This window comes from Burkholderia sp. Bp8992 (assembly GCF_003853705.1).
GTDB lineage: Bacteria > Pseudomonadota > Gammaproteobacteria > Burkholderiales > Burkholderiaceae > Burkholderia.
The window spans coordinates 48,592-60,427 of sequence record NZ_QTQI01000009.1; the positions used below are offsets into that span (position 1 = coordinate 48,592).

At 68.6% G+C, this 11,836-nt stretch carries 11 protein-coding genes and 2 riboswitches; of the genes, 4 read left to right on the plus strand and 7 right to left on the minus strand.

What is annotated here, in order from left to right; genetic code table 11:
- Window positions 1-106 precede the first annotated feature (106 nt).
- Complete coding sequence (gene vapB / locus DIE03_RS15265; RefSeq protein WP_124451656.1) at window positions 107-370, plus strand: type II toxin-antitoxin system VapB family antitoxin; 264 nt, start codon at window positions 107-109, stop codon at window positions 368-370.
- Window positions 367-783, plus strand: coding sequence for a PIN domain-containing protein (locus DIE03_RS15270; RefSeq protein ID WP_124451658.1), 417 nt, complete (start codon window positions 367-369; stop codon window positions 781-783). The genes vapB and DIE03_RS15270 overlap by 4 nt, the downstream gene beginning before the upstream one ends.
- 48 nt (window positions 784-831) lie before the next feature.
- Here DIE03_RS15270 and DIE03_RS15275 read toward each other — a convergent pair whose 3' ends face one another.
- Both DIE03_RS15275 and DIE03_RS15280 read right to left on the minus strand, forming a co-directional pair.
- On the minus strand, window positions 832-1,737 hold the full coding sequence (locus DIE03_RS15275) for a nucleotidyl transferase AbiEii/AbiGii toxin family protein (protein ID WP_124451660.1): 906 nt from the start codon (window positions 1,735-1,737) through the stop codon (window positions 832-834).
- Window positions 1,706-2,779, minus strand: coding sequence for a type IV toxin-antitoxin system AbiEi family antitoxin (locus DIE03_RS15280; protein ID WP_124451662.1), 1,074 nt, complete (start codon window positions 2,777-2,779; stop codon window positions 1,706-1,708). The genes DIE03_RS15275 and DIE03_RS15280 overlap by 32 nt, the downstream gene beginning before the upstream one ends.
- A gap of 344 nt (window positions 2,780-3,123) precedes the next feature.
- Here DIE03_RS15280 and DIE03_RS15285 point away from each other — a divergent pair, with 344 nt between their 5' ends.
- Window positions 3,124-4,287, plus strand: coding sequence for a M20 aminoacylase family protein (locus tag DIE03_RS15285; RefSeq protein ID WP_124451664.1), 1,164 nt, complete (start codon window positions 3,124-3,126; stop codon window positions 4,285-4,287).
- A gap of 31 nt (window positions 4,288-4,318) precedes the next feature.
- On the opposite strand, the gene DIE03_RS15290 is transcribed toward DIE03_RS15285, so the two are convergent.
- The 5 genes from DIE03_RS15290 to DIE03_RS15310 form a co-directional block, all read right to left on the minus strand.
- Window positions 4,319-5,623 (minus strand): cobyrinate a,c-diamide synthase, encoded by a 1,305-nt coding sequence (locus DIE03_RS15290; protein WP_124451666.1) that lies wholly within the window; start codon window positions 5,621-5,623, stop codon window positions 4,319-4,321.
- A 2-nt stretch (window positions 5,624-5,625) separates the two neighbouring features.
- Window positions 5,626-6,228, minus strand: coding sequence for a cob(I)yrinic acid a,c-diamide adenosyltransferase (cobO, locus tag DIE03_RS15295; protein ID WP_124451668.1), 603 nt, complete (start codon window positions 6,226-6,228; stop codon window positions 5,626-5,628).
- A gap of 34 nt (window positions 6,229-6,262) precedes the next feature.
- Window positions 6,263-6,640 carry a cobalamin biosynthesis protein gene (locus DIE03_RS15300; RefSeq protein WP_124451670.1) on the minus strand — a complete coding sequence of 126 codons (378 nt, stop codon included), beginning with the start codon at window positions 6,638-6,640 and terminating at the stop codon, window positions 6,263-6,265.
- Entirely contained in the window at window positions 6,637-7,446 is an 810-nt protein-coding gene (cobA, locus tag DIE03_RS15305) for a uroporphyrinogen-III C-methyltransferase (protein WP_409364423.1), read from the minus strand. Before cobA ends, DIE03_RS15300 begins: the two co-directional genes overlap by 4 nt.
- Before the next feature lie 109 nt (window positions 7,447-7,555).
- A riboswitch (cobalamin riboswitch) is annotated at window positions 7,556-7,793 on the minus strand.
- Window positions 7,794-7,861: 68 nt separating this feature from the next.
- The gene (locus DIE03_RS15310) at window positions 7,862-10,000 is read right to left on the minus strand and encodes a TonB-dependent siderophore receptor (RefSeq protein ID WP_124451674.1); all 2,139 of its coding nucleotides are present in this window, start codon (window positions 9,998-10,000) and stop codon (window positions 7,862-7,864) included.
- A gap of 151 nt (window positions 10,001-10,151) precedes the next feature.
- Window positions 10,152-10,417: riboswitch (cobalamin riboswitch) on the plus strand.
- Between the two features lie 328 nt (window positions 10,418-10,745).
- On the opposite strand from DIE03_RS15310, the gene cobW reads away from it, so the two are divergent.
- Window positions 10,746-11,834 carry a cobalamin biosynthesis protein CobW gene (gene cobW, locus DIE03_RS15315; protein WP_124451676.1) on the plus strand — a complete coding sequence of 363 codons (1,089 nt, stop codon included), beginning with the start codon at window positions 10,746-10,748 and terminating at the stop codon, window positions 11,832-11,834.
- Window positions 11,835-11,836 lie beyond the last annotated feature (2 nt).

Here is an 11,836-nt window from a genome sequence, read left to right on the forward strand (position 1 = left end):
GACATCCTCGACAACGTGGGACGCAACGGCGAATTCGCCTCCCGCCAAATTGACATATGCCAGCATATGTCTAGAATGGGCGCATCGTACTCCCATGGAGTGGCTCATGCGCACCGTTTCCATTTTCAAGAATGCCCGTAACCAGGCCATCCGCATCCCGAAGGACATGGAGTTCGAAGGGGTGACCGAACTCGAGATCCGCCGCGAGGGCGACACCTTGCTGCTGCGGCCGGTACGGCCGACGTGGCTGTCGTTCGCGAACGAACCGCTGGCCGATGCCGATTTCCTTGCCGAGCGCCCGGCCGTCATCGAGCCCGGTCGCTTCGACCTGTCCGGCGATACCGACGCGCCGACGGAGTCCAACCGGTGACCACGCTCTACATGCTCGATACGAACATCTGTTCGTTCATCATGCGCGAACGGCCGCCCGTGGTGCTGTCGCGGCTGCAGTCGTGCGTGAATGCGCAGCACCGGATCGTCGTGTCGGCCATCACCTATGCCGAGATGCGGTTCGGCGCGGTTGGCAGGAAGGCGTCGCCGAAGCATGCGGAACTCGTGACGGCCTTCGTTTCGCGGCTGGACGGCGTGCTGTCGTGGGATACGGCGGCAGTCGATGCCACGGCCGCGATCCGCGCGGATCTCGCCGCGCGCGGCACGCCGATCGGCGCAAACGATGCGTCGATTGCCGGGCATGCGATCGCGGCGGGCGCGGTGCTCGTCACGAGCAACGGCCGCGAATTCGGCCGTGTCGCGGGGTTGTCGCTCGAGGACTGGGCGGCATGAACACGTCCGGCCGAAAGTGCGATGACGTCGCTGCTGCTCCGCGACGCATCATGCGTGCGGAGCGGGCGAATCGACGAGAAACGCGCGGCGGAACGCATCGAGATACCGGTCGGCGTCGTCGTTGAATTCACCCGGCAGCGACGCGAACGCACGGGCCAGCAGATCCTGGCCGAGCGTCGTGTAAGTCGCTTCGTCGGACAAGAGCGTGCGGACGGCGTCGCGCGTTTGTGGCGAAGCGATCCGTTTCGCATCTCGTGCGAGCAGCCCGGCCGCGGCAAGGCCCGGCTGGAATGCATGCACTTCCAGAAGGTCCGGCGCGGCATCCCAGATTCGTTCGCGATTGCCGGCGTCGTGGTAATGACGCAGCAGGAACAGCAGGTCGTATGCGTCGCTGTTCTGGCGCGCGCGCCGGTCCTTCCACGCGAGCAATTTCAGCAACGCAAGCGCAGGCAGGCTCGCCACCGGCACCACGTTGTCCGCACCGATCGACACGGCCAGTGCGGTATCGACCGCTTCCTGAAAGCCCAGCACGGTCAGCACGAATTCGCCGCCCGGCGGCCAGGCGATCTCGCCTGGTGTTGTTTCGAGCGGCCCGAACGGCACGAGATCGAGCTCGGTGCGAAAGCCGTGCGTGCCGCTGTCGAACAGCAGTTTCTGCTGCTGTTTGGGCGCACGCGTGAATTGCCCCGTCGCGACGAGTGCGTCGACGAGTTGCGCGTGAAACGGCCAGCTCACCGCGCACACGGCAACGTCGACGTCCCGTGTCGCGCGCACGGGCCGGATGCCGTGGACGTGCCACATCAGGATGTCGCGCGCGGTTGCGCCGGCGACGACGAAGGCTGCGTCGAGGCGCGCGCAGGCCGTGCCGACCGCTTGCAACAGCGCGACCGCTGCCGGTTCGAGCGGCCGGCTCGCGTCGACTTCAAGCGGGCGGATGGGCGAGGTATCGGTCATGAATCCGTTCGGCGGCGGTGAGATTGCGGCTGTCCCCGGACGACACGAGATCCGCGTAGATCAGCAGTGGCGGCACGAGCGGCACATCCTGCTCGCGCCAGTCGAGCGCCGGCGAGCGCGGCCAGAATGCTTCGAGGATTTCGACGTCGCCTTGCTCGTCCGGGCGCAGACGCGCCTGCAACAGCAGCCGGTTCGACACCGCGCCGTGCGTATAGACGGTGATCGCGGCAGGCTTCAGATCGTGCGTCAGCAGATCGGCCGCCGGCTCGCCGCCGAGCTGCGCATCGAAGGCCGCGAAATCGAAACTGCGCCACCAGTCGGGCGTCAGGCCGGCAAACCGGCGGCTCGGCAGTTTCGCGCGCAAGCGGCTGGGGTACAGCGAAGCCCACTCCTGCACGAAGCGCGGCCAGTCGGGAATCAGGCGCTCGCCGTTGCGGCGCTGCCCGACCAGGCCGCGCGCGATCAGGTCGTCCATCGCGAGATTGACGGTGCCGAGCGCGACGCCCGACACCGCGGCAATTCCCCGGTACGGCTGTGCGACGAGGCCCGGCTGCGTCGCGAGGGCGAACATCACGGCCAGCCCCTTCGGCGTGGTTGCGCGCGACGCGTGCCGGCGTGGCGCGCGTGCCGGTTTCGGCCGGCCAGCGATCATGATGGTTGCCTCCGGCTGGATCAGGCAGGTGTTGCCGGCGACGTCGAGAAACGGGATGCCCTGGTCGATCAGCGCGGCGGCCAGTTCGGCCGAAAGATGCGGCGTGACCAACATCAGCGGCCGCTCGCCGGGCTTCGTGGCATCGCCGCCGCGACGGCGCAACGCCGCGAGCGCGGCCGTCAGCGATTCGGTCCGCAGGCTCACGGCGACCGGCATGTCGAATACGTGCCCGGCCACGTCGAAGCGGATCATCGCGTCGGCGCGCGCAGGGTACGCAGCCGGCACCCGCACGGGCCGCGCGCTGAAGCGCCGGGTTGCACGGCCGAACGCGGCGCAGGCGTCGTCGAGCACGTGCTGTTCCGACAGAGGGAGAGGAGCGTTCTCTGGCATCAGGGAGGATCGCTTGTTCACTTTTTTGTTAGCGTACACAAAAAATGTACAACCGTCAAAAAATGAACAAGAATCTGCAACCCTTTGATATGCAGGAAGTATTTCCGATATTTGAGCGAGCATCTCCGGATCCTCCTGGGCGGAAAATCGACGTGGAACGCGCAGTTTCACGTATCCGGGCCATCAGCGGCAGTCGTCCGGATGGCCGGCTGGCACCGACTGCGAGAGCGATGTTTTCACATGGCAACCACCAGTTGCTACCGTGACGACTTTCCGTCTGCCAGGTTGCCATCGAACGGACTATCCTTGCGTGCACATTCCCCCGCACACCAGGAGACGACACCGTGGCGCACAGCGTGATCCCCGCAGGCCTTGCCGATGAAATGATCGAGATCCGGCACCGCATTCATGCCCATCCCGAGCTGGGTTTCGAGGAATTCGCGACGAGCGACCTCGTCGCCGCGCAACTGCAGTCGTGGGGCTACACGGTGCATCGCGGGCTCGGCGGTACCGGCGTCGTCGGGCAGTTGAAGGTCGGCGATGGCGCGCAGCGCCTCGGCCTGCGCGCCGACATGGACGCGCTGCCGATCCACGAGGCGACCGGGTTGCCGTACCAGAGCACGATCGCCGGCAAGATGCATGCATGCGGCCACGACGGCCACACGGCGATGCTGCTCGCGGCCGCGAAGCATCTCGCGCGCGAGCGCCGTTTCTCGGGCACGCTGAACCTGATTTTCCAGCCGGCCGAGGAAGGGCTCGGCGGGGCGAAGAAGATGCTCGACGAAGGGCTGTTCGAGCAGTTCCCGTGCGACGCGATCTTCGCGATGCACAACATGCCGGGCTTTCCGACCGGCCAGTTCGGCTTCCTGCCGGGGCCGTTCATGGCATCGTCGGATACCGTCGTCGTCGACGTGCAGGGCCGCGGCGGTCACGGCGCGGTGCCGCACAAGGCGATCGATCCCGTCGTCGTGTGCGCGCAGATCGTGCTGGCGCTGCAGACGATCGTGTCACGCAACGTGTCGCCGCTCGACATGGCGATCGTCACGGTCGGCGCGATCCACGCGGGCGAGGCGCCGAACGTGATTCCCGATCGCGCGCAGATGCGCCTGTCGGTGCGTGCGCTGAAGCCCGAGGTACGCGACCTGCTCGAAACACGCATCAAGGAAGTCGTGCACGCGCAGGCCGCCGTGTTCGGCGCGACCGCGACGATCGACTACCAGCGCCGCTACCCGGTGCTCGTCAACGATGCGGAGATGACGGCGTTCGCGCGCGGCGTCGCACGCGAGTGGGTCGGTGAAGCCAATCTGATCGACGGGATGGTGCCGCTCACCGGCAGCGAGGATTTCGCGTTCCTGCTCGAAAAGCGGCCGGGCTGCTACCTGATCATCGGCAACGGCGACGGGGAGGGCGGCTGCATGGTGCACAACCCCGGCTACGACTTCAACGACGCGGCGCTGCCGACAGGCGCGTCGTACTGGGTCAAGCTGGCCGAGGCGTTTCTGGTGTGACGGAACCGGATTGCGCGTCGTGCGCGATCGTTCAGAACGCCTCTCCGCCGAACAACGCCACGACCGCATCCGGATTCGACGGCCAGTACATGTGCATGTACGTCGCGACGATCGCACCGTGGCGATAGACGGCTTCGCCGCTGCCCGGCGCGCCGTCGGGGCGCGCGGCGCTCGCGACCGGCTCCAGCGGCGTCGCGAGCCGCGAATAGTGGAACGTGTGCCCGCGCATCGGCCCGGTGCGCGTGTCGAGCTGCTGCATGCCGAGCGCCGCGAACCGCCGCTGCATCGTCGCGTGACCCGGCAGCACGCCGAGCATCGGCGTCGTCGAGCCGTCCACGTCGGTCAGCGATTCGCACAGATACACCATCCCTCCGCATTCCGCGACGATCGGCCGGCCGGCCGCCGCATGCGCGCGAATCGTCCGCGCGGTCGCGGCATTTGCCGCCAGCATCGCCGCATGCAGTTCCGGATAGCCGCCCGGCAGGAATAGCGCGTCGCAATCGTCGGGCACCGGTTCGTCGGCGAGCGGCGAGAAGAACCGCAACTGCGCGCCGAGCGCGTCGAGCAGCGCGAGATTCGCCGGATAGATGAACGAAAAAGCCGCATCGCGCGCCACCGCGATCCGCTTGCCGGCGAGCGCGCGCGGCAGCGGCGCCGAGGCGTCCGGTTCCGCGAACGCGACGGCCGGCGGCAATTCGGCGAGCGCCGTCTGCGCGAGCACGTCGGCCGCGCGGTCGAGCCGCGCGTCGAGATCGTCGATGTCGGCCGGCTGGTGCAGGCCGAGATGCCGCTCCGGCAGCGCGATGCCCGCATCGGCCGGGACGTGCCCGAGCCAGCGCAGGTCGCCCGGCAGCGCCTGTTGCAGCAGTTCCACATGCCGCGCCGAGCCGACGCGGTTCGCCAGCACGCCGTGAAACGGTAGCTCCGGCCTGAATCGCGCGAGCCCGAACGCGATCGCCGCGAACGTCTGTGCCATCGCCTTCGCCGAAATCACCGCGACGACCGGCACGCCGAACGCGGCCGCGAGATCGGCACTGCTCGGCGTGCCGTCGAACAACCCCATCACGCCTTCGATCAGGATCAGGTCCGCTTCGCGCGCGGCATCGGCAAGCAGCGCGCGGCAACCGGCCTCGCCGACCATGCCGAGGTCGAGCGCATGCACGCTCGCGCCGCTTGCGCGTTCGAGCAGCATCGGGTCGAGAAAATCCGGCCCGGTCTTGAACACGCGCACGCGGCGGCCGAGCCGGCGGTGCAGCCGCGCGAGGCCGGCCGTCACCGACGTCTTGCCCTGGCCCGACGCGGGTGCGCTGACGAACAGCGCGGGGCAGGCCGGCACGCTCAGAACTCCACGCCGCGCTGCGCCTTCACGCCTTGCTCCTTGTACGGATGCTTGACGAGCCGCATTTCGGTGACGAGGTCGGCCGCGTCGATCAGCGCATCGGGCGCGTGCCGCCCGGTCACGACGACGTGCACCGAATCCGGACGCGCGACGAGCGTCGCGAGCACTTCGTCGAGCGGCAGGTATTCGTACTTCAACACGGTGTTCAGCTCGTCGAGGATCACCATCCGGTAATCGCCGCTTTCGATCATCCGGCGCGCTTCGTCCCAGCCCTTGCGCGCGGTCGCGATGTCGGCGTCGCGGTTCTGCGTATTCCACGTATAGCCGTCGCCCATCGTCACGAAATCGCATTCCGCGACCGCGCCGAGGAAGTCGCGCTCGGACGTGTGCAGCGCGCCCTTGATGAACTGCACGACACCGAGCCGCATGCCGTGGCCGAGCACGCGCACGGCCATGCCGAACGCAGCCGTGCTCTTGCCCTTGCCGTTGCCGGTATTGACGATCAGCAGGCCCTTTTCCTGGGTGGCGGCGGCCTGCTTCTTCTCGTGGCCGGCGCGGCGGCGTTCGGTCATCCGTTGATGGGATTCGGCATCGGTCTTCATCGGAAATCGTCCTGTCGAAAGCGAAACAAAGGGTTCAGAGCGGGCCGGCGAGCGCGACCGTCACGCCGTCCCGGATGGATTTGGGGCCCAGCAACCTGCCGTGCGGCGCCGCGAGCTGCGCGCAAGGTTCGGCCACACCGGCAACACCGAAGCGTGCAAGCGCGGCGTCCGACGGGCCGCTCACGGCGAGTTCGGGATGGCTCGCCAGCCGCACCGCGTCGAATGCGACGAGCGGCCAGCCGCGGCGCGCGCACAGCGTGCGCAGCGCACGGGCACGCGCCTTGTCGACGAGCGTCGCGACGAGCGCCGGTTCGGCGGCCGGGTAACGCGCCAGCGCCGCGCGGATCGCGGCATCGAGTTGCGCGGCCGTGACGCCCGTGCGGAATCCGATGCCGAGCGCGACGCGCATCATGCGTGGCCGCCGAGCGCCGCACGCACTGCCGGATCGTCGGCGAGCGCCGCGACGCGTCCGATCACGACGATCGCCGGCGAACCGAGGCCGGTCGTGCCGGCGCGTTCGACGAGGCTGTCGAGTGTCGCGAGCACGTGCCGCTGTTCCGGGCGTGTCGCATTCTCGATCGCCGCGCACGGCGTATCGCCGGGCACGCCGCCGGCGCGCAGCGCGGCGGTAATCGCGTCGAGCCGGCGAATGCCCATGTAGATCACGAGTGTCATGCGCGTGGCCGCGAGCGCGCGCCAGTCGGGCTCGTCGACGCCCGCGCCGTGGCCCGTGACGAAGATCACGCCCTGCGCGTCGCCGCGCTGCGTGACCGGGATGCCGAGCGCGGCCGGCGCCGCGATACCCGCGGTGATGCCGTTCACGATCTCGACCGGAAAGCCCGCCGCGCCCAGCGCGACCAGTTCCTCGCCGCCGCGGCCGAACACGAACGGATCGCCGCCCTTGAGCCGCGCGACGCTGCGGCCCGCCCGCAGGTGCGCGAGCATCGCGGCGACGATCGCTTCCTGCGGCGTCGACGCATGGCCGCCGCGCTTGCCGACGTGCTCGATCTGCGCGCCGGCGCGCGCATGGCACAGCACGTCGGGGTTCACGAGATCGTCGACGAGCAGCACGTCGGCCATGCCGATCGCGCGCACGGCCCTGAGCGTCAGCAGGTCGGCATCGCCGGGGCCGGCGCCGACGAGCCATGCGCGGCTCATTGCACGCGGCACGGCACGCACCGTGTCGAAACAGTGGAACAGAAAAGGCGGGCGGCACATCGGCGGCCGGCGGGCAGGCAGTGCATGGCGAATCGGGTGAAGCTCGCGCGAACGCGGGCGGAATGCGCACCCCATCCGTCCCCCGCGGATCGGGCGTTCGGCGAGCATCGCGCTCGCCCCTTGCGTCGGCCGGTATCCGGGCTGGCCGCTTGCCAGGCCGCAGCCTTCCCGCCCGGCTGAAGGGCAGTGGCATCGAGGGCGGCCTGGGCGCAGGCGCGGGAAAGCGCGTCGCGCGGGCGGCGTACCGTTGCGGGGACAGCACAGGCCGGGCGGATGGCCGCCTCCTGTTTCCCGTTTAACTGCATGCACGGAATGCGCATGCGAGCACCGAACGCGGCGCATACGATAGCACAGGGCTTGCGGCGCGCAAGCCCCGGCGGGCCGGCTGCGCGGGGCGTCGGCGCGGGCCGCGCGGTCAGAACTTGTACGCCGCCGTCAGCGTGAACGTGCGTGGCGAACCGGGCATGATCTGCGCGAGGCTCGTCGCAGTCGCATAGTAGTCACGATCGGTCAGGTTGACGGCCGCCAGCGTCACCTCGAAGTCGCGCGTGCGATATCCGGCCTTGCCGTCCCAGCGGACGTAGGCGGGCAGTTCGAGCAGGTTGTCGCGATCCGCGTAACGCGCCCCTTCGTACACGAGCCCGAGTTCGGTGAAAAATCCGCGCAGCGGCGCATGGCTGACGAACAGGCTGCCGTTCGCCCCGGACACGCCCGCCGAGCGCTTGCCCGCGTATTTCGGCTCGGCGTCGACCACCCGCGCGTGTTGCCAGCCGATGCCGCCACGGACGAACCAGTCGCCCACGAGCCGGCCGGCGACGCCCAGTTCCAGGCCGCGATTGCGCTCGAGGCCGGTGAGGTCGAAAAATCCCGGCCGAACCGGATCGGCCACGCGGCGGTTGTACAGATCGAGCTGAAACAGCGCGAACGTCGTGCTCAGCGCGCCGTCGCGCCAGTCGCTTTTCACGCCGATCTCGTATTGGCGGTTGTATTGCGGGCCGAGATCGTTGGCGTTGCCGCGCGCGTCCGGCGTGATGCCGATCAGGTCGCCGCCGACCGGCGCGAAGCTCTTGCTGTACGACGCATACACGCTGTGCGCACCGACCGGCGACCACACGACGCCGAGCCGCGGGCTCCAGGCCGTCGTCGTGCGCCGCGAATGCAGACCGTCCAGCACGTTGATCGAAGCGACGTCGAAGCGTTCCCCACGCAGGCCGCCGAGCAGCTTCCACGCTCGGCCGAGGTCGATGCGGTCCTGCGCGAAGATTGCGTAGTCGCTGACACGGTGGCGATTCATCGCATACGGGCGCGGCGCCGAGCCGGCCAGTGCGAAACGATCCGGTCCGCCGATCGGGACCGGCGCCGCGTCGGCCTGCCAGAGCGTCGGGCTGCGTTTCTGCCAGCCGTATTCGATACCGAACAGCAGATGATGCAGCCCCGGTCCGGTCGCGACCTTGCCGCCCAGTTCGATGCCGGTCTGCACGTTGAGATGCGTCATGTCCTGCAGGTAGCGCGCTCGCTGCACGCGCCGATAGTCGCGCGGCTTCGTGACGTAGCTTTGCGTGACGTAGGTATTGTCGAAGGTGCTGCGCAAATCCAGCACGCCCAGCGTATGACGCAGCTCCCAGCCGTCATCGAACGCGTGCGTGAAGACCGAGCGCCAGTTCATGTTCGCGTCGCGGATGGTGTCGCGGCCCGCCGCGCCGAAGAAGGTTGCGCGCCGCGCGGACGGCAGCGAGTACGCGACCGGCTTGCCGGCCGCGTCGAGCGCGGCGACCGGCGCCGGCATGCCGCGATCGGGCACGCGTCGGTACGCGTCGTATTCGAACTGCAGCAGCCAGCTGCGCCGCGCGCCCCGCCATTTGATCGACGGCGCGACGTACTGGCGCGTGCCGTCGACATGGTCGCGGAAGCTGCCCGCGTATTCGCGTCCGGCATTCAGCCGCACGCTCCATGCGCTCGACAGGGTCCGGTTGAGATCGACCGACGCACCGAGCCGCCCATAACTGCCGGTCGCCGCCGACAGATGTCCGAAGTTTTCCGGCAGCGGCTGCTTGGTGATCCGGTTGATGACGCCGCCGCCGCTGCCGCGCCCGTACAGCGCCGCCGCCGGCCCCTTCAGTACTTCGACGCGTTCGATGTTGCCGAGACTGCGCACGTATTGCGCGTCGTCGCGCATGCCGTCGAGCAGCAGGTCGCCCGCGGCGGAAAAGCCGCGAATGCGGAACGAATCGAAGCGCGTATCCGACGTATTGGACACACCCGGCACACCGGCCAGCGCGTCGGCCAGCGTGCGGCCGCCATAGGACAGCGTTTCCTCGACCGCGACGCTGTCGATCGTTTGCGGTACGTCGCGCGGATGGCTCGCGGTGCGGGTTGCCGTGCTCACGCTTTCGGCGCGCGGATCGTTTGGGTGACGGCGGCTGCGCACCTCGACCGCGGGCAGTTCGTCGTCGAATTCGGCCGCCGGGGCGGGGAAGGAGGCGACGCCGGCGATCGAGCACAGCGACAGGGCCAGCACAGGAAAGTGCCGCCCGGATATCTGTCGTTTCGACATGAAGATTTAAGGATGACTGAGTGATTGCCTCACATTGCCGTTGCGCAGTGGTTTCGTTGTTATCGGGTGAAGTTTATCTCGACTAGTTGAAAACGACAATCATTCGCGTTCGCCGCCGGCTGCTCGCCTTGACGCTCCCCGCACCGCCGCCTACACTCGCACGCGTTTTGGTGCTCGCGCGTGCCGCTCCGGCGCGCGCAGTTAAACGGGAAACAGGGAGCCTGCCTGCACCGCAGTCGAGCCAACCTGTGCTGCCCCCGCAACGGTAAGCGAACGTGTCGCGCGCAGCGCGATGCAGCGCCGCTTCGCCGCCTGCCGCGTGCAGGCGGACGACCGCCACTGGATGCCGCGCGCATCCGGGAAGGCGAAGCGGCGTGTTCGCCAGCCCGGATACCGGCCTAAACGTTGGGGTTCAGCGCCGCGGGGAGGCGGCGCATCGTCCACGGCCGCAGCAGGCCCGACGCCCGGTGTTTTCCGCTTCCTCCGCCGATCTGCCCCCGCGCGAACGCGCCCGGGCCGGCACGGCGAACGGCAGGCGGCGCGGGCAGGGCCGGCGGCAGCCGTGTTGGCATTCACGATGTCGACCGTTCGCAAGGAAGCGTCATGTCCGATTCGTTGTTCCGCCCGTCGTGCGGCTGTCCGCGCGGATCACGCGGCGATCTTCCTGCGCTTCGCCCCATGAATTGCCTCGCCGTCACCGACGCGACGATCCCGTCCTGATTCCTTCTTCGACACCAGACCTACCATGACCCTACGCAAGCTCCCCGTCACGATCGTCACGGGCTTTCTCGGCAGCGGCAAGACGACGCTGATGCGCCACATCCTGCAGCACGCCGAAGGCCGCCGCATCGCGGTGATCGTCAACGAATTCGGCGAACTCGGCATCGACGGCGAGCTCCTCAAGGGCTGCGGCATCGGCTGCGAGGATGCCGACGGCGCGCAGGGCGAAGCGGCGGGCCAGCTGTACGAACTCGCGAACGGCTGCCTGTGCTGCACCGTGCAGGAAGAGTTCTATCCGGTGATGGAAGCGCTCGTCGAGCGCCGTGCGGACATCGACCACGTGCTGATCGAGACGTCGGGTCTCGCGCTGCCGAAGCCGCTCGTGCAGGCGTTCAACTGGCCGACGATCCGCAACAGCTTCACGGTCGACGCGGTCGTGACCGTCGTCGACGGGCCGGCCGCCGCGAGCGGCCAGTTCGCGGAAAACCCGCAGGCCGTCGACGCGCAGCGCCGCGCCGATCCGAACCTCGACCACGAATCGCCGCTGCACGAACTGTTCGCCGACCAGCTGTCGTCCGCCGATCTCGTGATCGTGAACAAGGCCGATCTCGTCGGCGACGCGGAATTTGCGCAGATCGAAACCGCGATCCGCGACGAGATCCCGCCGCAGGTGAAGATCGTGCGCGCGACGCGCGGCGAACTCGATCTCGCGATGCTGCTGGGCCTCGAGTCGGCATCGGAAGAAACGATCCACCTGCGTCACGACCATCACGGCTCGGCCGACGACGGCGATCACGATCACCATCACGACGATTTCGACTCGGTGGTCGTGTCGGGCGACGCCGGCACGCGCGAAGCCACGATCGCCGCGCTGCAGCGGGTCGTCGAAGCGCACACGATCTACCGCGCGAAGGGCTTCGCCGCGCTGCCCGGCGCGCCGATGCGGCTCGTGATCCAGGGTGTCGGCCGCCGTTTCGACAGCTATTTCGACCGCCGCTGGCAGGACGGCGAAACGCGTGCGAGCCGCTTCGTGCTGATCGGCGAGGATCTCGACGCGGCCGCGCTGCAGCGCGCGTTCGACGCTGCGTGCACGGCCGAGCCGCAACAGGCGTAACG

Coding starts and splice junctions, on each gene's coding strand:
- cobW (WP_124451676.1), top strand. CDS start 10,746: ATGACCCTACGCAAGCTCCCCGTCACGATCGTCACGGGCTTTCTCGGC.
- cobO (WP_124451668.1), bottom strand. CDS start 6,228: ATGAAGACCGATGCCGAATCCCATCAACGGATGACCGAACGCCGCCGC.
- DIE03_RS15310 (WP_124451674.1), bottom strand. CDS start 10,000: ATGTCGAAACGACAGATATCCGGGCGGCACTTTCCTGTGCTGGCCCTG.
- vapB (WP_124451656.1), top strand. CDS start 107: ATGCGCACCGTTTCCATTTTCAAGAATGCCCGTAACCAGGCCATCCGC.
- DIE03_RS15280 (WP_124451662.1), bottom strand. CDS start 2,779: ATGCCAGAGAACGCTCCTCTCCCTCTGTCGGAACAGCACGTGCTCGAC.
- DIE03_RS15300 (WP_124451670.1), bottom strand. CDS start 6,640: ATGATGCGCGTCGCGCTCGGCATCGGATTCCGCACGGGCGTCACGGCC.
- cobA (WP_409364423.1), bottom strand. CDS start 7,446: ATGTGCCGCCCGCCTTTTCTGTTCCACTGTTTCGACACGGTGCGTGCC.
- DIE03_RS15275 (WP_124451660.1), bottom strand. CDS start 1,737: ATGACCGATACCTCGCCCATCCGCCCGCTTGAAGTCGACGCGAGCCGG.